The organism is Micropepsis pineolensis (genome assembly GCF_055392125.1).
Window position 1 is genome coordinate 2,159,473 of the sequence record NZ_AP042408.1, and the last position, 22,963, is coordinate 2,182,435.

Below are 22,963 nucleotides of genomic sequence, written 5' to 3' on the forward strand. Positions count from 1 at the left end.
CATAAGGGAAAGATGCTTCCCCTTATGAGGTACAGCCCGCAATCCCTTATACCCGTTCGATCTTTCCGAGGAACTTGCGTTCGAAGCGCTCGGCTTCCTGCGGATGGGCGCCAAGGCGCAGGATCGTCTCGCCCGAGGCACCAAACGCGCGCTCCAACACCTGGCCATGGCGATACGCCCAGGCTAACCCCTCGCCATCACCGGAATCGAGGTTGAGACGGAAGTTGATGTTGCTGCTGGTAAGTATCGCTTCGAGCTGACGCAGGAAGGCGTCCAATCCATCGCTTGTACGGGCAGAAACCGGCACGGGATCATCGCCCAAAGCACCCTTATTGTCCTTCTGGCCGTCGCTGCGGGCCAATAAACCATTACGAACGTCGGGCTCTAACAGGTCGATTTTGTTGAGAACTTCGACAAAGGGGCGCCCCTGTCCCGGCTCAACACCAAGCTCAGCCAGAACGTCGAGCACATCGGTCTTCTGTGCCTCGCTTTCGGGGTGCGAGCAGTCGCGGACATGGACAATGATGTCGGCTTCCAGCACCTCTTCCAGGGTGGCGCGGAAGGCTGCCACCAGTTCATGCGGCAGGTCTGCAATAAAGCCCACCGTATCGGACAGCACGGCGCGGGTTCCCCCGGGTAGCTTCAAGCCCCGCATGGTGGGATCAAGCGTGGCAAACAGCTGGTCCTTGGCGAAGACCTCGGCAGCCGTCAACGTATTGAACAAAGTCGATTTGCCAGCGTTGGTGTAACCGACCAGCGCAATCACCGGGAATGGCACGCGCTTGCGCGCCTTGCGTTGCAGATGGCGGGTACGTTTAACCCCTTCCAGCTCGCGCCGGATCTTGGCCAACCGTTCGCCAATCAGGCGACGGTCGGTTTCAATCTGGGTTTCACCGGGGCCGCCCAGAAAGCCGAAGCCGCCACGCTGACGTTCCAGATGGGTCCAGGACCGCACCAGACGCGAACGCTGATAGCTTAAATGCGCCAGTTCGACCTGCAAACGGCCCTCCCGGGTTCGGGCACGCTCGCCGAAGATTTCCAGGATCAGCGCGGTGCGGTCGAGCACCTTGGTGTTCCAGGCTTTTTCGAGATTGCGTTGCTGCACCGGCGATAGCTGGGCGTTGACCACCACCAGCTCGGGTCCCAGGCCACGCACTGCGGCGGCGATTTCGTCTACCTTACCCGACCCCATCAGGGTTGCGGGTACTGCGCGGGCCAGCGGTACAATGAAGTCAGCGCTGACTGTTACGCCAACGGCAGCCGTCAGGCTGACAGCTTCTGCCAGCCGTTGCGCTGCATCGCGTTCGGCGGTTTCGCCTGATTTTTGGTTTTTCGGTTCGATGTGTACGACGAAGGCCGTGCTAAGTTTAATTTCAATGGCATCTACGGCCTTGTCGTCTTCGTCAGTTTCGGAACTTATGCGATATCTCCCGCGATTTCCTGTTCCTGCAACTGGACCGGGCCCATCGGCATGACGGTCGAAATCGCATGCTTATAGACCAGCTGGGCCTGCCCATCGCGGCGCAGTAGAACGCAAAAATTGTCAAACCACGTTACATTGCCCTGCAACTTGACACCATTAACCAGAAAGATGGTGACCGGCAGCTTGGCCTTGCGAATGGCATTCAGAAAGGTGTCTTGCAGGTTTTGTTGTTTTTCGCTCATTGATTTTTACCCGTCTCATTTTTGGCCGCCATTGAAAATATAGGGGGCTGGCGGCAGTGCCCCGCAGCATAGAGCATTATCCTGCCGATAGGAAACCACTTTTCGATCTGGCTGGATGATCGCTTGCGCTGATAAACCTATGGAATAAAGCTGTCCCGGCCGGTACCGGTTGGGCCAACCCCCAACGACTTCAACTTACGGTGCAGGGCCGAGCGCTCCATTCCGATAAAGGCCGCCGTGCGGGAAATGTTCCCGCCAAAACGGTTGATCTGAGCAATCAGATAATCCCGTTCGAAGATTTCGCGGGCTTCGCGAAGCGGCAGTGAAATCACCAGATCGCCCTTACCTGCCCCACTCAATGCTGAGCCGGAGCCCAGATCCGAGGGCAGCAGGTCTGCCGAGATTGCCTGGGCCGGATCGTCGGTGGCCAGGATCAGCAACCGCTCGACCACATTGCGCAGCTGGCGGACATTGCCCGGCCAGTTATGGGCCTGCAGTACCGCCATGGCGTCATCGCCAATTTCACGCGTCGGCAGGCCGGACGCTGCCGACAGCCGTTTCATGAAATGAGCGACCAGCTGAGGAATATCATCGCGCCGTTCGGACAAAGACGGCACGCGCAGCGGCACGACATTCAGGCGGTGATAGAGATCCTCGCGGAACTGCCCCGAAGCGATCAGCTGGCGTAAGTCCGATGCGGTGGCGCTGATCACGCGGGCATCAACCTGCACCCGGATGGTGCCGCCGACACGGGTAAAGGTCTGATCAATCAACACGCGCAGGACTTTGCCCTGGGTCTCCAGCGGCATATCACTGATTTCATCGAGGAATAACGTGCCGTTATGGGCCAGTTCCAGCAAGCCGGTCTTGCGCGGCCCTTCGGCAGGTTCGGTGCCGAACAGTTCGGCCTCGATGCGATCCGGCTCCATTGTGGCGCAGTTGATGGCTACAAACGCGTTACCGGCACGGCGTGAATGGGCGTGGATCAGGCGCGCGAGCATTTCCTTGCCCGAACCTGGCGGGCCGGAGATGAAAACCCGGCTGTTGGTCGGGGCAATCTTTTCGACTGCCTGTTTCAGCTGTGACATCACGGTCGAGGCCCCGATCATCTCGGTCTCGTCACCTGCCTTCAGCTTCAGTTCCTGAACCTCGCGCTTGAGGCGGGCCGCTTCGAGTGCACGCCCCACGACATGGATCAGCCGGTCGGCCTTGAACGGCTTTTCAATGAAGTCGTAAGCGCCCTTTTTGATCGACGAAACCGCGGTTTCGATGGTGCCATGGCCCGAGATCATCACCACGGGCAGATCGGGCTGTTCGCGTTTGATGGCGTCGAGCACCTGAATGCCGTCGAGCTTGGAACCTTGCAGCCAGATATCTAGCACCACCAATTGCGGACGGCGCTTGCGGATCGCGGCCAGGGCCCCATCGCTGTCACCGGCGGTGCGGGTTTCAAAGCCTTCGTCGCTCAAAATCCCGGCGATCAGATCACGGATATCCTCCTCGTCATCGATGACAAGAATTTCAGACGCGATCGGTGGATTTTGCTTGTTCATCCGCAACTCCTTCAATCATGGCTTCTGTCTTCATTACGGCCAACGGAAACGCCAGAATAACGCGTGCGCCGCCATCCTCGCCGGCATCTTCGAGTAAAATCTCGCCGCCATGGTCTTCCATAATCTTGCGCACGATGGCGAGGCCAAGACCTGTTCCTTTAACCCGGGTGGTGACATAGGGTTCGGTCAGGCGATGCCGTTGTTCCGCCGGTAAGCCGATGCCGTTATCGGTCACCCGAAATTGCAAATGCTTGTCGGTGACCTCGATGGCGGCATGAATGCGCCCCGGCGTATCGTCTTCGCCCTTGTCAAGGCGGGCCTCAATGCCCTCGGTCGCATTTTTGACGATGTTGGTCAGTGCCTGCGCCACCAACCGACCATCACCCTCGAAATAGAGCATTTTCTTGGGCATATCGGTTTCGAAATGTATCGCCTGATGGGCCTCACGCTGCAGGATCACCGCCTGCTGCATCAGTTCCTGGGCACATTCGCGCCGCATCACCGGCTTTGGCATGCGGGCAAAGGACGAGAACTCGTCCACCATGCGGCCAATATCACCAACCTGACGGATGATGGTGTCGGTGCATTGCTCGAAAATCTCACGATCAGTTTCGATCTGGCGACCATAGCGGCGTTTCAGCCGTTCGGCTGAAAGCTGGATCGGGGTCAGCGGATTCTTGATTTCGTGGGCAATGCGGCGGGCGACATCGGCCCAGGCCGCCGTGCGTTGCGCGGAAACCAGATCGGTGATGTCGTCAAAGGTGGCGACATAGCCACTGCCATCGGCACCGCGTTCACTGACCACCTGCGCATTAAGGGCGCGTGCCGTGCCATCGCGTTTGACGCTGACCTCGCCACCGGCCCGGCCCGAGGGTTCCTGCATGGCGCGACGGATCAGTGCGGCCATTTCCGGAATGGCTTCCGAATAATGCTGGCCTTCCAACTCGTCAGGGGCGGCATTGAGCAGCCGTGCGGCTGCGCGGTTGACGATGGTCAGATTGCCGTCGGCATCCAGACCGATCACCCCGGCGGAAACGCCCGCCAGTACGGTTTCGGTAAACCGGCGCCGTTCGTCGATTTGCCGGCTGGCATCAACCAGCGCGTTATGCTGGCTGTCGAGTTGTTCGGTCATGCGGTTAAAGGCTTTGCCCAGCATGGCAATTTCATCGTCGCCATTTTCGACCTCGACCTGGGCTTTGAGGTCGCCTTCCGACACCCGGCCTGCCGCATCGATCAGGCGCGAGATCGGCCTTACCAGCCGGTTGGCGGCGGTAAGGCCCAGCCAGATTGCCGCCAGCAGAATGACCAGCGAAACCACACCATAGAAGGCCGCGAACAATAACTGGAAGCGGGAACGATCCCCCTCCAGCCGGCGATATTCGCTGACCGCGTCCTTGGTGCGCAGGTAATAATTGAACACCTTGGGATCGACATAGCGCTGGATCAGCAGATTGGCGTCTTTTAAGGCGCGCAAATGGATCAGCGCCCAGACGATGCCGGTTTCCGGGTCAACCCCGATGACGGTCACGCCCTGCTCGGCCTGCTGGATATCTTCTGGTTTGGGCGGCTTGGGATCGTCGAGCTTTTTGGGTTTTGATTTGGCCAGAATAACGCCGTTACTGTCGACAATGAAGGATGCCAGCAGACCATGGTCCTTAGTCATTTCCTCCAGTCGCAGCATCATCAGCGGCACGTCAACCCGCTGCGCCTTCAGATCGATGATGCGCGTGTCGTTCTGCAAGCCGGTCGAAATATCGTCGGCGTCTTTATAGATGCCGTTGGCGCGCTCCAGCATATAGAGCCGGGCGACATTGGCCGCACCGTCCAGTGCCGTGCGCACATGCGAGGAGAACCAGGCTTCAACGCCCCGGTTCAGTGTAACGGCGGCAAAAATGGCGACCAGAATAGCCGGTAATACCGCAATGGTACTGAAGGTGCCGACCAGTCGGGCATGCAGCCGCGCCCCGGCCCGGCCAGAACGGCGTTCCCGCCACAACAGCAAAAAACGCCAGCCGATCATGCCCAGCAGAATGAGGACCAGACTGACATTGACCATCAACAGGCTGATCAGGACGGCCGGTGTTGGCGTAAAGGGCAGTTGCCCGGTAATTACGCCATAGGTCAGCACCCCGGACAGCACCACCAGCAGAGCTACCAGCAGCGCAAGCCACGAAGGGCCGGCAATACCCTGCCCCACCTGTTGGTTCAATTTAGCCAGAAGCCTTGAGTGCTTTTTAAAGACCATGCCACTCGCTGTCGTGCAGAGGTAACACTCTGCAAACTCTGTTTCGATTTTGATCGAGTGTAGCTATATAGCTACTTGTTGCAAGAATGCAGCGGTGCATTTTTACAATAATGTTTTGACACATGTGTCAATATCATACAAAAGCCGCTTTTTTGCCCTTTAAGGCGGCAATATAGCGGCTTTTGCAGTAAAAATGTGCGTTTTAGGACTATTCCGATTTCAGTCCCTTGATCACTTCCAGACCAAGATCGCGAATCTTCTTGCGCAAGGTGTTGCGGTTAAGCCCCAACAAGTGGGCGGCCCGAATCTGATTACCCCGCGTGGCCCCCAGGCAGATCGATAACAGCGGGCGCTCGACCTCTTCCAGAATCCGGTCATAGATGCCGGGCGGCGGCAGCCGATCGCCATATTCGGCAAAATATTTGATCAGATGGCGTTCAACCGAGGCACTTAAGGTCAGCGGCCCTTCTTCATCCTTGGTCGAGGTCGATTGGGCAGGCTCTTTCAGCTCCACCGCAACGGCTTCGCCGGTGATCGTATCACCAGACTGCAAAACGGCCAGGCGACGGATGAGGTTTTCCAGCTCGCGCACATTGCCGGGCCAGCGATGATGGCGCAGCAGATCGAGCGCTTCGGGTTCGAGATGTTTACTCGGCAGGCCTTCGTCTTCGGCCTTGCGCAGGAAGTGGCGGGCCAGATCGGCGATGTCGTCACCACGTTCCCGTAAGGGCGGCAGGCGCAGCGGCACGACATTGAGGCGGTAATACAAATCCTCGCGGAACAGGCCCTGCTGAATCAGTTGGCGCAAATCCCGGTTGGTGGCGGCGATGATGCGCACATCGGTGCGGATCGGCACCCGCCCCCCCACCGTGGTGTATTCACCCTGCTGCAACACGCGCAGCAGACGGGTCTGGGCTTCCAGCGGCATATCGCCGATTTCGTCGAGGAACAGCGTGCCGCCCTCGGCCTGTTCAAACCGGCCAATGCCGCGGTTGGTGGCCCCGGTGAAGGCGCCGCGCTCATGACCAAACAGCTCGCTCTCGACCAGCTCTTTCGGAATGGCGGCCATATTCACGGCAACAAAGGTGCCGTGACGGCGCTTACCGTAATCATGCAGAGCTTTTGCGACCAGCTCTTTGCCGGTGCCGCTTTCCCCCATGATCATCACGGTCAGATCGGTCTGGGTCAGCCGGGCGATGACGCGATAGATTTCCTGCATCGCCGCCGAACGGCCAATCAGCGGCAGCCGGTCTTCGCCGGGTTCGGCGGTCATGTCGACCCGCCCCTGCGGGCTGGCCAGTGCCCGCTGCACCACCGCGGTTAATTCCTTTAAGTCGAACGGCTTAGGCAGGTAATCAAAAGCGCCACGTTCGGCAGCCGTAATGGCGGTGAGGATGGTGTTCTGTGCGCTCATCACCACCACGGGCAGATCAGGACGGGCCCGCTTGATGCGTGGGATCAGGTCAAAACCGTTTTCGTCGGGCAGCACCACATCGGTGATGACCAGATTGCCATCGCCAGCAGCAACCCAGCGCCACAGCCCGGCCGCGGTGCCGGTGGTGCGCACATTATATCCGGCACGGCCCAAAGCTTGGTTGAGCACCGTGCGAACAGCAGAATCGTCATCGGCAATCAGAATGGTGCTCTCAAGCATGGGTCGGTCCTTGGTCTTCAGCCGCTTGCGCGGCCATGGGCAACAATATGCGGAAAACGGTTCGGCGCGGCACGGATTCACATTCGATCACGCCGCCATGGTCACCGATAATCTTGGCCACCAATGCCAGCCCCAGCCCGGAGCCGGTGCGCTTGGTGGTGACAAAGGGATCGAAAATATAGGGCTGGGTATCGGGCGGAATGCCGGAACCGTTATCGCGCACAGTAACTTCGAGCGGCAGGCTTAACCGCTCGCCCGAAACCGCCGAACCTAAGCGGACGCCGGGGCGATATGCCGTGGTCAGCGTGATCTCGCCGCCGGTTTCGGGCAGGGCATCAACGGCATTGCGTACCAGATTGAGAAAGACCTGAATAAGCTGATCGCGGTCACCCGCCACCCGCGGCAAGGAGGGGTCAAACGCCTCGATAAAGCTGACATCCTTGGCAAAGCCGGTTTCGGCGATGCGGCGCACGCGGCCCAGCACCTCGTGAATATTGACCGGATTGCGCGGCAAGGCGCGGGTGTCACCAAAGGTTTCCATGCGGTCGATCAGGGCACGGATACGATCAGTTTCTTCGCAAATTAATTGGGTCAGATCGCGTTCGTTCGGCGGCAGGTGTTCTTCAATCAATTGCGCCGCACCACGAATACCCGCCAGCGGATTCTTGATTTCATGCGCCAGCACCGCCGCCATGCCATGCATTGAGCGCACCGCACCGCGATGCATCAGCTGGCGGTCGATGCGCTGGGCCAGACTGCGTTCCTGCAGTGTGATCAGGATCGCCCCGTCACTGTCTGGCAGGGGGGTGATGGTCAGATCGGCATGGCGTTCGCCGTGACGCGGGGTCGACAGATCGACATTGCGCTCAGCGATCGAGCCGCCGCGTTCCCGTGCCTGTTCGATCAGGGAAAACATCGGGCTGCCGAAAGGAATGACGTCCGCCAGCTTCTGGCGCGTCAAAAGGCCAGCCCCCATGTCGAAAAACTGTTCTGCAGCCTGGTTGACAAAGGCAAATTTCTGGTCCGAGCTGATAACAAGTATCGGCATCGGCAGAGACCCTACAATTTGCCCGGGTGCTGGACTATCTAATTGCTTTTTTAAAAAATCAGCCACGAACGCCTCATGCACAATACTTAGGCATCATATATCTATGATGAGAATGTGTGCAACAGCCATTGGCTGCGTTTCCCAGAAAAAAACGTCACTGCGGCGAAAATACATAGGCAAATATTCTTATTGTCTGGCGCGGGCAGCTCTACGACAAAGCTCGCAACACAAAACCCAACGAGTCGGGAGTGGCAATGCGTATAGCCGTCTTAATTGTGGCCGCGGGAAAAGGCGAAAGAGCCGGCGGGATCGTGCCCAAACAATATGCCCTGCTGAAAGGTGCACCGATTCTGACCCGTTCGATTGCCGCCTTTGCGGGCATCGATGACGCCGTTATCCAGGTTATGATCGGCCCCGATCAGGAAGCGCTGTATCAGGATGTAACAGCGGGGCTGGCCCTGCCCACCCCGCTGACCGGCGGCAAGACCCGTCAGGAAACCGTGCGGCTGGGGCTGGAGGCTTTGGCCGCATCTGCCCCCGATATCGTTCTGATCCATGATGCCGCCCGCCCGCTGGTGCCGCAGGCTGTGATCGACGGCGTGATCGACGCGCTGAAAAGCCACGACGCCGCCGTGCCGTTGCTGCCAGTGGCTGATACGTTACGCAAGCTCGACGGCGGCAAATGGGTGACGGTGCCGCGTGACGGGCTATTGCGCGCCCAGACACCGCAGGGGTTTCATTTCGACAAGATCCTTGCGGCGCACCGGCGCTTTGCCGACACCGAAGTGACCGATGATATGGCGCTGGCCGAGCTGGCGGGGCTGGAAGTGGTCGCGGTCGATGGCGACGAAATCAATATGAAAGTAACCCAACCGAAGGACTTTATTGTGGCCGAAAATCTGCTCGCCGGGAAGGAAATGTCTGAATATCGCACCGGCACCGGCTATGACGTGCACAAATTCACCGATGGCAATCAGGTCTGGCTGTGTGGCGTTTCGGTGCCCCATACCGAAGGCTTGCTGGGCCATTCCGATGCCGATGTGGCACTGCATGCGCTGACCGATGCCGTGCTGGGCGCGATTTCTGATGGCGACATTGGTTCGCATTTTCCGCCCACGGATGAACGCTGGCGCGGTGCGCCGTCATGGAAGTTCCTCGATTACGCCAACGAGCGGGTCAAGGCTAAGGGCGGTGCCATCGTCCATTGCGATGTGACCATTATTTGCGAGCGCCCCAAGGTTGGCCCGCACCGCGAGGCCATGCGGGCCAGACTGGCAGAAATCCTGCATATCGATATCGACCGCGTTTCGGTCAAAGGCACCACCACCGAAGGGCTTGGTTTTACCGGGCGGCGTGAAGGCATTGCCGCTATCGCCAGTGCAACGGTGCGGTTGTGAGCATCAACGCCTTTCTGGCCACGCTGGTTGTCGGTAAAAGCCCCTATGCCCCCGGTACAGCGGGCAGCCTGCTGGCGGCACTGATCGCGTGGCCGATTGCGGTGCATTACGGTGCCTGGGTGCTGGCCCCGGCGGGGCTGATTGTCGGCCTGATCGGAATCTACTTTGCCGGTGCCTATGCCAAAGAATGCGGTATTGAAGATCCGAAATCCTGCATCATTGACGAAGTGGCCGGGCAATGGATTGCCTTGTCGGTGGCACCGGTGACGTTGCTGGGTTTTGTCGCGGGCTTTGCACTGTTTCGCTTTTTCGACATCCGCAAAGTCTGGCCGGTTGATGTGGCCGAGCATTTGCCCGGCGGCCTTGGCATCATTGCCGATGATATTGTTGCCGGGATCATGGCGGCGATGGCGGTGTTCATCTTCACGCAAGCGGGGTTCGTGAAATGATCTTCTCTCCGGCGCTTGAGCATATGGCGGAAACCGTGCTGGCCGAGGCCCGCGCACACGGCCTTAAAATTGCCACGGCGGAAAGCTGCACGGGCGGGCTGATCGCCGGGCTGCTGACCGAGATTGCCGGTTCGTCTGATGTGGTCGAACGCGGCTTTGTCACCTATGCCAACGAGGCGAAGGTGGAGATGATCGGCGTGCCGCAGGACACACTGACCCGCTTCGGTGCGGTGTCGGAAGAAACCGCACGTGCCATGGTGGCCGGGGCGCTGATGCATTCCCGCGCTGATGTAGCGGTTGCAGTGACCGGTATTGCTGGCCCCGGTGGTGGCAGCGATGAAAAACCCGTTGGGCTGGTGCATATCGCGGCCGGGCGTAAAGGTTTTGCCATCAGCCACCGTGAATGTCGCTTTGGCAATCAAAGCCGAAGCGCTATAAGGCTAGCCACGGTGGAGGCCGCGCTAGCGATGTTACGGGATGCGTTATTCCCGTAACTGGGAGAATAACGGTGCGTACACGGATTTTCACCCGTCTTTTCGCCGCAAGCTTTGCCCTGATGACCGCCCCGATATGGGGCCAGTCCCTTCCCCCCGCCAATGTAAAGGGTGCGGATGTTGCCCCGATGGGCAAGCCACAACCGATCAATACGCAGGGTGTTAAGCAGCAATGGCTGGACGTTGTTTATGCCAACGCCTCGCCGGCACAAAAGCTCGACATCTATCTGCCCGATACCGGAACCGGGCCATTTCCGGTTATCATCGCCATTCATGGCGGCGGTTTCGATAGCGGCGACAAACGCACGGGCGAGGTTAATCCGCAGCTGACCGGCCTTAGCCGTGGCTATGCCGTGGTCAGCGTCAATTATCGCTTAAGCCGCGAGGCGGTGTTTCCTGCCGCGATCTATGACATCAAGGCCGCGGTGCGTTTCCTGCGCGCCAACGCGCAGCAATATCATCTGAAAGCCTCACGCATGGCCGCCTGGGGCGATTCCGCCGGTGGCAATCTGGCGGCATTATTGGGCACGTCTGCCGGGGTTGAAGCGCTGGAAAACCGCGCCATGGGCAATGCCGCCCAGCCCAGTGATGTGCAGGCCGTGGTCGATTTTTATGGGCCGACCGATTTTGCCGCGATGGACGATCAGTTTGAACAGGCGGGCATAACCCAGCATATGCAGCATGGCTCAAAAGATTCATCCGAGTCCCGCTATATGGGCTTTGCGGTTTCGTCCTATCCCGACAAAGCCAAGCTGGCCGATCCGACAGGATATATTTCGTCACACACCTGCCCGTTCTTCATCGAGAACGGCACGGCGGACCCCGTTGTGCCCGCGCAGCAACATGTCGATCTGACACTGGCGCTGAAAAAGGTCGTCGGCACCGGCAATGTTACCCATATGGTGCTCTATGGCGCGGGCCATGGCGGACCACAGTTTGAAGACCCTGCCAACCTTGACCGAGTTTTCACATTTTTGGATCGTAACCTGAAATATACCGCAAGCGAGATGCCGTAAGGCGTGCAGGAACGGATGCGTCAGGGGCAGAAGTTTTATGCCCCTGACGATGGTTTAAGTCCGGGCTTGACGCAGCAGCCAGTCACGGGCGGATTTGATGTAGAAAAACTTTCGCGCCGATCCCATGTGATCGACACCTTTGAAGGTTAGGAAGGTGATGTTACCCCCCTGCCCGAGATAGTGATCAACCTCGGATGTCAGCTTCTTTTGATCTCCCACGGGAAAGATCAGCGCCGGGTCCAGCAGTGTGCCTGGACGCGTGACCTTTGCACCGGCCTTTTCCCACACCGGCACGCATTTTTCGTTCCACGGAGTGGCCTTAGCATCCTCGGAACCGGTGATGATCAGTAGCTTCTGATCGGCCAGGGTAACGACATCCTCGGGCCGCTGCTGGCCCGCGATGATCAGACCGGCGGCAAAGGTTTCGGGATGTCTGGCCATCAGCCAGAGCGAGGTCATCGCCCCCATCGACCAGCCGGTGCAATAGACGCGCTTCGGGTCAATCTTCAGCACCTTGTCGCGGCGGTCAGCAAGGTTCGGGTTGGCGTAATTCCACGTATTTTTCAGCAGGGACTGCACCAGCCGGTAGGTGTTCTCGACATCGGCGGTGTGCTCCCAATAGTCGTTCATCGTCGTGCGTTCGTAGCGCGGAGTGATGACAACACATTCTTCCTGCGCCTGCTGCTCGGGCATACCCCAGATGCTGGCAATACAGGTCTCGGTCAGGGTCTCTTCGCAGGTGCCGTCATAGCTTGTGCCGGAATGGGTGATGGCCAGGATCAGCGGGTAGGATTTCTTCTCGCCACCCGGTGCGAGGAAGGATTTCGGCAGATAGATGCTGTATTCCAGCCAGGCCGCGCGGCTGTCATCCCACCACCAATGGTTCTGTTCCCAACCATCGATGTCGGGGATGCTCACGGCATTGCCGCGGCGCCCGGCGTTGCTCCACACCTTGTCGGTGGCAGCATAAACTGCGCCCTTTGCGGTGCGCACGTCCTTCACCTGTGTAAGCGTGACCTTGTCGCTGTCGGTGGTGGGGATACTGAGATCCTCGCTATGGGCGAATTCGGCGATCACGTAAGGGCCGGGAACGCTGGTGCGGTCACTGCGCCGGGCCGCAGACGAATTGGTGTAGACCGCTACGGCAGCGCGCGGCACGGCAGGCTTAGACGTGCCATCCTTGCTCGGCCCCGCAGGCATGCCGGGGAAATAGCCGTCAGCGGCGGGGACGACAGCCGCAGCATAGCTATCCAGCGACAGACTGGCGGGGGCGATATTGGTATCGTAGCGCGCCGCGATGGCATAGATCTTCTCGCCGCCGCCGGTCACTTCGCTGACCGCTGTTATGCCTTGCAGGCCCGGTCTCATCGGTTTGTCAAACGCGCCCGGCATGGTCGATGCCGCCATGAAGCCAGTGCCACCCTGGGCGCTTGCCGCTTGCCAACAAAGCCCCGTCACCGAAGCTAGGGCAACACCTGATGACAGGAAATTGCGTCTGGAGTAGTGGGGCATGTCTGGGTCCTCATCCGCTGGTGAAACAGAAGCGGTCCGTGAGCAAAACGCTATCGGGCCTTATTTGTAGATATGGTACCGAATACAGGCCGTGTGTCCAGCCAGCAAAAACGCGACGTGGGGCTGGCGGCCACTTTCGCGTGATGAGACGCAAATATGCGCCATTCAAAGGATCGCAATACTTCAGAAACCTGTGCCAATTCTGTATCAAAAGGTACTATACAGCCTGTATGGCATACGGCATTGTGTAATCGCATATAATGGCACCACATATGATTATCCCCGGACCGAAGAACAGCATCACCGATATTCCCGGCTTAAAAGTCGGCAACGCTGAAGACGCATCCATCCGCACTGGCGTAACGGTGCTGATGGGCGATGCGGCGTTTGATGCGGTGGTCGATGTGCGCGGTGCGGCGCCCGGCACCCGCGATTGCGATACCTTGCGTGGCCCCGGTATGGGCTTGCCGGTCGAGGCGATCACGCTGTCGGGTGGGTCAATCTATGGTCTTGATGCGCCCGGTGGTGTCATTGCGCATCTCAATGAAATGGGCCGTGGTGTCGCCTATGACGAAGGCGTAGCGCCATTGCCGCTGGTGCCGGGGGCCATCCTCTATGACCTTGGCAATGGCGGCAATAAAACATGGGGCGATACCCCGCCCTATCGCCATCTGGGCCGGATGGCGGCGCAAAACGCGGCAGTGGATTTTTCCCTTGGTAATGCCGGTGCGGGCTATGGCGCACGCGCCGGGGCCTATAAGGGCGGTTTGGGCAGCGCTTCGGCCGTGACCGGTGACGGCATTACGGTGGGCGCGCTGGTGGCGGTGAACGCTGTGGGCTCGCCCATCATTCCGGGTACGGATTGCTTCTGGGCCCATCTGTTCGAACAAAACGGCGAATTCGGTGGCCAGAGGCCCGATGGCCGCCAGATCGAGCTTGATCTGCCGACCGACTTAAAATCCTCGCCCACCATTGCGGCCAACACCACCATTGCCATTGTTGCCACCGATGCGGCGCTGTCGCGCAACGCGTTGCAGCAACTGGCCGTAATGGCAACCGACGGTTTTGCCCACGCCCTGCGCCCGGTGCATACACCGTTTGATGGTGATCTGGTGTTTGCGGCCAGTACCGGGGCCAGGTCGGTGGCGGAATCCGAAGCCAATGCGATTATGCGCCTTGGCATGATCGCCGCCGACACGCTGGCCCGCGCCATTGCCCGTGGGGTGTATGAAGCGCAGACCCTGGCCCATCTGACCAGTTATCGCGACCGGTTCGGCGTTTAAGCCTTGAAACACAAAAGCCCACCGCTGGATGCGATGGGCTTTTGTGTTTTATGTTTTTATAGTGCGGCAAAAGCCTGATCGAGATCCCACAACAGATCCTCAATCGCCTCGGTTCCGATGGAAACCCGTAAACTTCCGGGTGTGATCCCGGCGGCCAACTGCTCTTGCGGTGAAAGCTGCGGATGGGTCACCGAGGCCGGATGCACGATCAGCGATTTGGAATCGCCGACATTGGCCAGGAACGAAAACACCTTGACGGCTTCGGTGAATTTGCGCGCGGCATCATCACCGCCCTTCAGATCGAACGAGAAAATCGCCCCCGGTCCTTTGGGGTAATATTTCTGCGCCAGACCATAATAGGGGCTGGTGGACAGGCCAGCATATTGCACCCGCTCGACATGCTCGTTTGCGGCCAGATGGCTCGCAACCCGGGCGGCATTGTCGATCTGGCGCTGCATCCTGAGCGACAGGGTTTCAATGCCCTGCAACAGCAAAAAGGCGTTGAACGGGCTTAAGGCCGCGCCCATGTCGCGCAAATATTGCAGCCGTGTCTTCATGACAAAAGCGAAGTTGCCGATACCAGGAAAATCGTGCCACTTGTCCCAATGGGTGATGCCAGCACAGGCCCCGTCCGGCGTGGTGAAGCCGGGGAATTTGCCATTGCTCCAGTCGAAATTGCCACCGTCGACAATCAGCCCACCGATGGTGGTGCCATGGCCGCCGATATATTTGGTGGCCGAATGGACAACGATATTGGCACCATGCTCGAACGGTCGAAACAGATAAGGCGTAGCAAAGGTGTTATCGACGATCAGCGGAATGCCCGCCTGTTTGGCAATGGCCGCCAGTGCCGGAATGTCGATGATATTGCCGCCGGGGTTGCCGATGCTTTCGGCAAACAGCGCCTTGGTCTTCGGGCCGATGGCGCGCATAAAGCTGGCCGGATCGTCAGGGTCGACAAGGTGAACCGTGATACCGTGGCGCGGCAGCGTATGGGCGAACAGACCGAAGGTGCCGCCATATAAGGTACGGGCCGCAACGATCTCGTCGCCCGCCGCACAGATGTTGAGGATGGCATAGGTGATCGCCGCCATACCGGAGGAGACCGCCAGCGCCGCCGTGCCGCCTTCAAGGGCAGCAATGCGCGCCTCCAGCACCGAGCAGGTCGGGTTGCCTGTGCGGGAGTATTCGTAATCCATACTGTCGAACGTATTGATTGCTTTGGCGGTGTCAAAGTCGCGAAAGGTGAAAGAAGTACTTTGATAAATCGGCACCGCCCGCGCGCGGAAATCGCCGTCCGGCGTCTGGCCGGCATGCAGTTGCTGGGTGTCGAAGGCGAATTTCCGGTTACTCATGAATAATCCTCGTTACGGCGGTATTACGCGAAGTACTTTTCCGGATCGATCCGGTACTGGTCAAGTGATGTATCAAGGTCAATGCGCAGTGCGCTGTTGAACAGGTTGTTGACGATCATCAGAGTGCCGAACACGGTCAGATCGACGATCTGAGCCGGGGTAAAGAACTTTTGCAACTTGGCGTATAAATCGTCGTTAATGCGATTGGCATCCTTGGCGAGCTGACGGCCAAAGGCGATGACGGTTTCATCCCGTTCGTCGAGCTTCAGGTTATCGGGGTCTTCGCCCCAGCCGACGATCTCGCGGTGCATGAAGGTGGCGCACAGCTCGCAGGCATTGGCGCGCGAAATCGCATCGCAATAGAGCACGGCCAGCCGTTCGCTTAAGAAGGGCTTCACTTTGGCGAACAGCTTATACCATTCCAGCACCGCATGCAGCGCTTCGGGCGAATGCAGCAGCGCCGCCTTCATGTTGCTGACTTCGTGATGCTTGGACAACTCGTCGTAAGCGGCTTTGAGGGTGGGGTCTTTGGTGTCGGCGGTAACCGGCGGAATACGGGACATGGCAGTGACTTCCCTTTAGTGGTGATTGATAAAATCGGCTTCGGTGGCAAACTCTTCATTCAGGGTTTCCACCACAATGGCGGCAATGCGGTCGATTTCAGCCTCGCTCGCCGTCAAAGGCGGGGCCAGACAGATGATGTCGGTCAGCACGCGGGTGCACAGCCCCCGCTTCATGAACTCGGCTTTCAGGCGGCCGGAAAAATCGGCTTTGTCGTCAAAACGCTGCTTGCTGGTACGGTCGGCCACCAGCTCGATCCCGGCCAAGAGGCCAAGCCCGCGCACCTCGCCTAAGTGCGGATGCTGGGCCAGACCATCGCGGATCGCCCCGCGCAGACGGTCACCCAAAATGGCCGAACGCTCGACCAGATTTTCTTTGACCAGCACATTGATGGTCGCCAGCGCCACGGCGGCGGCCACCGGGTGCCCGGAATAGGTATAGCCGTGCCACCAGCGCTTAGCCTGATCGGCATGGTCGAGCACATCCTTGATGCGGCCCGAAACGCCGATGCCACCCAGCGGGATATAACCGCTGGTGATGCCCTTGGCGAATTGCACAATGTCGGGTTCGACGTTCCAGTGTTGCAGGCCGAACCACCGCCCGCTGCGCCCGAAGCCGGTAATGACGTCATCGCTGATCAGCAGCACATCATAGCGGTCGCAGATTTCGCGGATGCGGGGGAAATAATCGTCCTGCGGCACGATGATGCCACCGCCACCGCCCTGAATGGGTTCAGCAATGAACGCGGCAACGGTTTCCGGGCCTTCGCGTAAGATCGCTTCTTCCAGCAGATCGGCGGCCGCCTGCCCTTGCGTTTTGCCATTGGTATTATCGCCAAAGCGGTACGGGTATGGTGATGGAATATGCGAGAAGCCCGGCAGGCGCGGTCCGAATGGATCAGAGAATTCCGTCACCCCGGTGGCGCTGGCCGAGCCAACGGTCGAGCCGTGATAGGACAGTTCGCGGGCGATGATCTTGGTCTTTTCCGGCTTGCCCAGTGTGCGCCAATAAAAGCGCGCCGTGCGGATCGAGGTGTCGGTAGCATCCGATCCGCCATTGGTGAAATAGAAGGCCTGGATCGAGGGATAGACGTAATGGGTCAACAGCTCGGCCAGCTCGACCACCGGCCGGTGGCTGGTGCCGGCATAGGCGGTGGCAAATTCCAGGGTGTTTAACTGCTTGGTCGCCGCCTCAATCAGCTCGCGCCGTTTGTGGCCGAGATTGACGTTCCACATCGAACTTAAGCCATCGAGATAGCGTTTGCCGTCGGCGGCAATCAGATAGCTGCCCTCGCCGCCCACCCAATATTGCGGGTCACTGTGGTCGTTGGGGTGATGTTGCGGATGAATCAGATGGGCCCGGTCGGCCGCAATCAGGCGGGCAAGGTCTTCGGGTGCAATGGTCGCGTTGGTCATGAGGCAATCCCACATACACGATGCGTCTGGGCGCACCGGCGGATATGTTTTTTAAGGAATGGAAAAGGGATCGTTGGGGCGGCGACGCCTGAAAAACGCTTCAGGCCATCGCCTGGCTTCGAGGGTCCGCCGCACCGGCAACCGCCGTGCGGAAAAGGGCAAAGCCTGCCATGCCATCAACCGCATCCCAGCAGGCTGCAAAGCAGCGCTTCATGGCGTCGGCGGACATTGGGGACATCGCTTTAATACCCACGGCTACATCACCGGCTGGATGGTAATCAGTTTATACATACGAAGCAAGGCGTATTATACATTAAACACTTCATATTGGTGTTAAATGCGCAGGTGGCGTGTTTTGTGTGTTCAAACCGCTTTGCCCAGGGCCCGGTTCAGGTTGGGGGCCGCCGCAACCAGCCCCGCCGTATAGGCCTGGGTTGGCGCCGACAGCAGCTTGTTGGTCGGGCCGCTTTCGATGATATGGCCACCCTGCATGACAATCAGCCGGTCGGTCACCGCGCGGGCCTGATCCAGATCATGGGTGACGAACAGATATGACAGTTGAAGTTCCTGCGATAACCGGTTCAGAAGGCTGATAATTTCACTTCTGGCGGTGGCGTCGAGCGCTGACAGTGCTTCGTCAAACACGATCAGCGCCGGCGAAATGATCAGGGCGCGGGCAATGGCAATGCGCTGGCGCTGACCACCGGAGAACTCCTGCGGAAAACGCCCCGCAGCGTCTGCGGGCAGACCAACCAGCTTCAGTACGGTGGCGACCTTTTCCGCTTTGCGTTTTGCGGGCATGTGCCGGTCGATAAGATAAAGCGGCTCGGCAACAATCCGGCCAACCCGGTGGCGGGGATTAAAGCTCGACATCGGGTCTTGAAACACCGCCTGAATCTGGCGGCGCAAATCTGCCAGATCGGATCCCCGGGCGTGGTGAATGGCTCGGCCGGTTAGGCGCACCTCGCCTTTGCCCGGTGCCAAAAGCCCGAGCAGGATACGCAAAAGCGTGGATTTGCCACTGCCGGATTCGCCGACCACGCCAAGGCTTTCGCCGCGATACAGATCAAAGCCAACACCATCGACCGCTTTGGGCACATCAGCACGATAGCGGTGGCAGACATTATCGACGACCAGCAGCCGTTCTCCGGCAGGCTGGCTGTGGCGCACCGGCGGGGTGGCCGCCTCGGCAATCAGGCGGCGGGTGACATCGCTTTTGGGGGCTGAGAAAACGCTACGGGGCGGGCCGCTTTCGACAATGCGGCCATCTTCAAGCAAGGCAACGCGGTCGGCATATTGGGCGACAACACCAAGATCATGAGTGATCAGCAGCAGGCCGCAATGATCCTCGCGCACCAGACTGTGCAGCAGCTCAAGAATTTGCGCCTGAATGGTGACATCCAGCGCGGTGGTCGGCTCGTCGGCGATAATCAGCGCGGGCGATGCCACAATAGCCAGCGCAATGGCGACGCGCTGGCGCTGACCACCTGACAGTTCATGCGGATAACGTTCGGGGCCGACGCCCGCCTCGGTCAGCCCGACGCGGGCCAGAATGGTGGCAACGCGTTCACGCGCGTCTTTGCGGCTTGGTGTGCCATGGGCAAACAGGGTTTCGGCAATCTGATCGCCGATGCGCATCACCGGATTAAGGGCGGTCATCGGCTCCTGAAACACCATGCCGATCTTACCGCCACGCACTGCGCACATCGCTTTTTCGCTGATGGTGCAGAGGTTCTCGCCATTCAGAACGATCTGGCCGGACAAACTGGTATGCTCGGGTAACAGCCGTGCAATCGCCAGCGCGGTGGAAGATTTTCCTGAACCGGATGTTCCGGCCAAAGCCAGAATCTCGCCCCGCTCCAGTGTAAAGTCGAGCCCGTCGAGCACGGTGCGCGGGCCATAGGTCAGGGTCAGATTTTCGACGCTCAGTAAGCGCATCTCTGCCCCCTATCGTTGCCGACGCGGGGCAAAGCGTTCGGATAGCCCCTCGCCCAGCAGATTAAAGCCCAGTACAGCGGCAAAGATCGCCAGCCCCGGAAACAGCGCCAGATGCGGGGCAATATCGATCAGGGTTTGCGCCTCGCTCAGCATGCGGCCCCAGCTTGGGGCGGGCGGCTGTACGCCAAGGCCGATATAACTGAGGCCCGCCTCGGCCACGATGGCCATCGAGAACTGGATCGCCGCCTGTGCGCCAACCCCAACGGCGATATTGGGCAGGATATGCTCCCACGAGATCCGCAAGGCATTCTTACCCGCTACCCGTGCGGCCAGCACATAGGGCTGCTGCCACTGCACCAGCGCCAATCCGCGCGCCACCTTGGCAAAAACCGGAATGTTGAACAGACCAATGGCGAGCACCGCATTGATCGCGCCCGGCCCCAGACTGGCCGACAGCAGCACGGCCAGCAGCACGGCAGGAAAGGCAAAGACAATATCGCTGGCGCGCATCAAAATCTGATCGATAAAACCGCCATGGGCGGCGGCCCACAAGCCGATGGGAAGGCCGATCAGCGCGCCACAGGCCACCGCGCTCAAAGCAACGAACAGCGAATTGCGCCCGCCCCACATTAAAAGCGACAGCACATCGCGCCCCAGCACATCGGTGCCAAAGGGATGGGTCCGCGACAGGCCCATCAGCCGCTGTGCGATATCAATGTTGTGCACGTCATAGGGCGTCCAGACAAAGGAGAGCAGCGCCAGCGCCGCGACCAGCACGGCCAATGCGGTCCCGCTATATAATTTGACTGTACCGGGTTTCATACGCGCCCTCCCCGCCGGGCAATGCGCGGATCGACCACGGCATAGGCAATATCCACCACAAACGACACCAGCACCGTGGCCGTCACCAGAACCAGACTGGCCCCTTCAACCACGATGAGATCGCGCTGGGCGACACCTTGTGAAATCAACCGGCCCAGACCGGGTAACGCAAAGACATTCTCGACAATGATGGCACCTGCAATCAGAAACGAGAACTGCATCCCCATCACGGTCAGCGCCGGCACCATGGCATTGGGCAACCCGTGGCGCCACAGCGCGGCAAAGGCGCTGAGCCCCTTGGCCCGCGCTGTGCGGATATAATCGGCCTGCAGCGCCTCCTTCAGCGCGTTACTGATGACACGGGCCAGAATAGCCCCTTGCGGAATGGCCAGTGCCAGCGCCGGTAAGCTGAGCGCCTTTGCCGCGGCCCCGCCATTGCTCCAACCGGGGAAGCCACCCGCCGGAAACCAGTGCAGGCCGACCGCGAAGACCAGCACCAGCAAAAGCCCCAGCCAGAAATCCGGCAGCACCACACCAATCTGGATCAGGCTAGCGCTGATGATGCGGCTCGGGCGTGCGCGCCAGGCGGCCAGCACCCCCAGCGGCACCGCAATGACAAATGCCAGCAACATGGCGTACAGCGTCAGTGGCAGTGACAGCGATAACCGCTCGCCGATCAGGGTAGCGACTGGCACGCGGTAGGTATAGCTCTGGCCAAGATCGCCTTGAGCGACCGCTACAATCCAATGGAAATAGCGGGGCCAGAAAGGCTGATCGAGCCCCATACTGCCCCGCAACGCAGCAAGCGCCTCGGGCGTGGCCCCGGTGCCCAGCATGTAGCTGGCCGGATCCCCCGGCAGCACCTGCAAGGCGAGGAAAATGACCAGACTGGCGATCAGCAAGGTGATCAGCATCAGGCCGATGCGGCTGGCAACATAAAACACACCAGCCCGCCACCACGCCCATAGCGCCAGTATCAGCACCAGCGCGGCCAGCAGCGTGGTGCTCCACGCCAGCGGGCGATGGCCTGCTGCCGATGCCGCACCCAAAGTCGCTGACGTAAAGTGCAGCGCCGTCAGATCATTTGAAGGCACCATGACATTGGTTTGAAAACCGCTTAAGCCCGCCTTGTGTACGGTAAGGCGCGGCAGTTCAAACAGAAAGCCGTTGACCGCATCATCGGCGATTTTGCGCTGGATCGCCTGTAACAGGACAAAGCGCTTGTCAGGGTGGGTTTCGTTTTTGAGTGATGCCAGCAGGCGGTTAAAATCGGCATTGTCATAACCGAAATAATAGCCCGGCTTGCCATAGATATCGTAATCCATCGGCTCGATATGATTGATCACGGTCAGATCAAAATCATGATCGGTGTAAACCTGAGCGAGCCAGCTCGCCCATTCAATATCCTCGATCTTCACCCTGATGCCGATAGCACCGAGTTCTGCTGCGATGATTTCGCCTGAGCGCCGGGAATAGGCCTGCGGCGGCAGCTTGATCGTTACGGTAAAGCCATGGGGAAAACCGGCTTCGGCCAGCAGCGCTTTAGCTTTGGCAGGGTTGTACGGATACCGCCCGGTCAGATCGACATACCCGGCATCCTGCGGCGCGTAATGGCTGCCGATCGGCGTGCCATAGCCGTAATAGGCCCCATTGATGATGTCGCGCCGGTTCAGGGCATAGGAAATCGCGCGGCGCACACGGATGTCGGTAAAGGGGGCGCGTTTGTTGTTGATGGCGAGGATCACCTGCCCCTCGGTAGTACCAACGGTCACCGCCAGTTTCGGGTCCTGACGGAAGCTGGCGATATTCTCCGGGGCCGGATAGTCGGGAAACAGATCGACATCGCCCGAGCGGATGGCGGCATAGGCCCCACCGGCATCGGCGATGAATTTGAACAGCGCCTCTCCAATGGTCGGTTTCGTGCCCCAATACTCGGCAAAGGCAGTAAGGCGCACCGATGCGCCGCGGCGCCAGTCGGCAAAGACATAGGGGCCGGTGCCAACCGGATGGGTGGCGTTGGTTGCCGCCGTCTGTGGCGCAACCATGCTGAGGGCGGGCAGCGACAGGGTAAACAGCAGATCACCGTCCGGCTTATTCAAAATCATATCGACGGTATAGGGATCGACGATGCGCACCACCTGCACCGCCGCCAGCGCCGGTTTTAAGGGGTTGAGCGAACCGGCAGCCAATGCCCGTTCAAGGGAAAACCGCACCGTGCTGGCATCAAACAGGGTGCCATCGTGAAAGCGCACGCCATGGCGCAGAAAGAAGCGATAGTGCAGCCCGTCTGGCGCGATCTGCCAGCTTTCGGCCAGCAGCGGCTTTACCGTGCCGTCAGACGCCGTATCGGTTAAGCCCTGAAAAACATTCTTATAGACGATTTCACCAATGGCGGAATCGACGCTTGCGGTGGGGTCAAGCCCCGGCGGCTCCAGCTGCAGCCCGATGACAACACGTGCCGCCGGATTGTCAGCTTTATACGTCGCTGCGGCGGGTTGCACCGCCGCAGCGACAATCAGAAACCAGAATACGGCGTGAAATAATCGGCTCAAAACA

General features: G+C 59.4%; 19 protein-coding genes. 5 read left to right on the top strand and 14 right to left on the bottom strand.

The features are described from left to right. Window positions 1-46: 46 nt before the first annotated feature. The 6 genes from hflX to ACZ5RI_RS09635 all read right to left on the bottom strand — a co-directional run bounded on the left by hflX (window position 47) and on the right by ACZ5RI_RS09635 (window position 8,165). Window positions 47-1,420 (bottom strand): GTPase HflX, encoded by a 1,374-nt coding sequence (hflX, locus tag ACZ5RI_RS09610; RefSeq protein ID WP_464515581.1) that lies wholly within the window; start codon window positions 1,418-1,420, stop codon window positions 47-49. Next, entirely contained in the window at window positions 1,417-1,665 is a 249-nt protein-coding gene (gene hfq, locus ACZ5RI_RS09615) for an RNA chaperone Hfq (protein ID WP_464511959.1), read from the bottom strand. The genes hflX and hfq overlap by 4 nt, the downstream gene beginning before the upstream one ends. 137 nt (window positions 1,666-1,802) lie before the next feature. Then, window positions 1,803-3,197, bottom strand: a complete 1,395-nt coding sequence (gene ntrX / locus ACZ5RI_RS09620) for a nitrogen assimilation response regulator NtrX (protein ID WP_464515582.1) — start codon at window positions 3,195-3,197, stop codon at window positions 1,803-1,805. After that, the gene (locus tag ACZ5RI_RS09625) at window positions 3,187-5,427 is read right to left on the bottom strand and encodes a sensor histidine kinase NtrY-like (protein WP_464511964.1); all 2,241 of its coding nucleotides are present in this window, start codon (window positions 5,425-5,427) and stop codon (window positions 3,187-3,189) included. The genes ntrX and ACZ5RI_RS09625 overlap by 11 nt, the downstream gene beginning before the upstream one ends. 244 nt (window positions 5,428-5,671) lie before the next feature. Beyond that, window positions 5,672-7,117: a nitrogen regulation protein NR(I) gene (ntrC, locus tag ACZ5RI_RS09630; RefSeq protein WP_464511968.1), complete on the bottom strand. Its 1,446-nt coding sequence runs from the start codon at window positions 7,115-7,117 to the stop codon at window positions 5,672-5,674. Beyond that, window positions 7,110-8,165, bottom strand: coding sequence for a two-component system sensor histidine kinase NtrB (locus ACZ5RI_RS09635; protein ID WP_464511971.1), 1,056 nt, complete (start codon window positions 8,163-8,165; stop codon window positions 7,110-7,112). Before ACZ5RI_RS09635 ends, ntrC begins: the two co-directional genes overlap by 8 nt. A 311-nt stretch (window positions 8,166-8,476) precedes the next feature. On the opposite strand from ACZ5RI_RS09635, the gene ACZ5RI_RS09640 reads away from it, so the two are divergent. Genes ACZ5RI_RS09640 through ACZ5RI_RS09655 form a run of 4 tightly spaced genes read left to right on the top strand, consistent with a single transcriptional unit; the run spans window position 8,477 to window position 11,521 of the window. Next, window positions 8,477-9,562, top strand: a complete 1,086-nt coding sequence (locus ACZ5RI_RS09640) for a bifunctional 2-C-methyl-D-erythritol 4-phosphate cytidylyltransferase/2-C-methyl-D-erythritol 2,4-cyclodiphosphate synthase (RefSeq protein WP_464511975.1) — start codon at window positions 8,477-8,479, stop codon at window positions 9,560-9,562. Then, complete coding sequence (locus tag ACZ5RI_RS09645) at window positions 9,559-10,011, top strand: phosphatidylglycerophosphatase A family protein (protein WP_464511979.1); 453 nt, start codon at window positions 9,559-9,561, stop codon at window positions 10,009-10,011. The genes ACZ5RI_RS09640 and ACZ5RI_RS09645 overlap by 4 nt, the downstream gene beginning before the upstream one ends. After that, complete coding sequence (locus ACZ5RI_RS09650; protein ID WP_464511983.1) at window positions 10,008-10,505, top strand: CinA family protein; 498 nt, start codon at window positions 10,008-10,010, stop codon at window positions 10,503-10,505. Before ACZ5RI_RS09645 ends, ACZ5RI_RS09650 begins: the two co-directional genes overlap by 4 nt. A 14-nt stretch (window positions 10,506-10,519) precedes the next feature. Further along, window positions 10,520-11,521, top strand: coding sequence for an alpha/beta hydrolase fold domain-containing protein (locus ACZ5RI_RS09655; protein ID WP_464511987.1), 1,002 nt, complete (start codon window positions 10,520-10,522; stop codon window positions 11,519-11,521). A gap of 54 nt (window positions 11,522-11,575) precedes the next feature. Here the strand turns inward: ACZ5RI_RS09655 and ACZ5RI_RS09660 are convergent, their stop codons facing one another. Continuing rightward, on the bottom strand, window positions 11,576-13,033 hold the full coding sequence (locus ACZ5RI_RS09660) for an alpha/beta hydrolase-fold protein (RefSeq protein WP_464511990.1): 1,458 nt from the start codon (window positions 13,031-13,033) through the stop codon (window positions 11,576-11,578). A 272-nt stretch (window positions 13,034-13,305) separates the two neighbouring features. Here ACZ5RI_RS09660 and ACZ5RI_RS09665 point away from each other — a divergent pair, with 272 nt between their 5' ends. After that, entirely contained in the window at window positions 13,306-14,316 is a 1,011-nt protein-coding gene (locus ACZ5RI_RS09665; RefSeq protein WP_464511994.1) for a P1 family peptidase, read from the top strand. Between the two features lie 56 nt (window positions 14,317-14,372). Here the strand turns inward: ACZ5RI_RS09665 and ACZ5RI_RS09670 are convergent, their stop codons facing one another. The 7 genes from ACZ5RI_RS09670 to ACZ5RI_RS09700 all read right to left on the bottom strand — a co-directional run bounded on the left by ACZ5RI_RS09670 (window position 14,373) and on the right by ACZ5RI_RS09700 (window position 22,959). Then, window positions 14,373-15,671, bottom strand: coding sequence for an O-acetylhomoserine aminocarboxypropyltransferase/cysteine synthase family protein (locus ACZ5RI_RS09670; RefSeq protein ID WP_464511998.1), 1,299 nt, complete (start codon window positions 15,669-15,671; stop codon window positions 14,373-14,375). Window positions 15,672-15,694: 23 nt separating this feature from the next. Beyond that, on the bottom strand, window positions 15,695-16,234 hold the full coding sequence (locus ACZ5RI_RS09675; RefSeq protein WP_464512002.1) for a carboxymuconolactone decarboxylase family protein: 540 nt from the start codon (window positions 16,232-16,234) through the stop codon (window positions 15,695-15,697). A gap of 15 nt (window positions 16,235-16,249) precedes the next feature. Next, the gene (locus ACZ5RI_RS09680; protein WP_464512006.1) at window positions 16,250-17,647 is read right to left on the bottom strand and encodes an aminotransferase family protein; all 1,398 of its coding nucleotides are present in this window, start codon (window positions 17,645-17,647) and stop codon (window positions 16,250-16,252) included. Between the two features lie 100 nt (window positions 17,648-17,747). After that, window positions 17,748-17,885: a hypothetical protein gene (locus tag ACZ5RI_RS09685; protein WP_464512010.1), complete on the bottom strand. Its 138-nt coding sequence runs from the start codon at window positions 17,883-17,885 to the stop codon at window positions 17,748-17,750. A 125-nt stretch (window positions 17,886-18,010) separates the two neighbouring features. Further along, on the bottom strand, window positions 18,011-19,585 hold the full coding sequence (locus ACZ5RI_RS09690) for a dipeptide ABC transporter ATP-binding protein (RefSeq protein WP_464512013.1): 1,575 nt from the start codon (window positions 19,583-19,585) through the stop codon (window positions 18,011-18,013). Between the two features lie 9 nt (window positions 19,586-19,594). Next, window positions 19,595-20,407 (bottom strand): ABC transporter permease, encoded by an 813-nt coding sequence (locus ACZ5RI_RS09695; RefSeq protein WP_464512016.1) that lies wholly within the window; start codon window positions 20,405-20,407, stop codon window positions 19,595-19,597. After that, window positions 20,404-22,959 carry an ABC transporter substrate-binding protein gene (locus tag ACZ5RI_RS09700; RefSeq protein WP_464512019.1) on the bottom strand — a complete coding sequence of 852 codons (2,556 nt, stop codon included), beginning with the start codon at window positions 22,957-22,959 and terminating at the stop codon, window positions 20,404-20,406. The genes ACZ5RI_RS09695 and ACZ5RI_RS09700 overlap by 4 nt, the downstream gene beginning before the upstream one ends. Window positions 22,960-22,963: the final 4 nt, after the last annotated feature.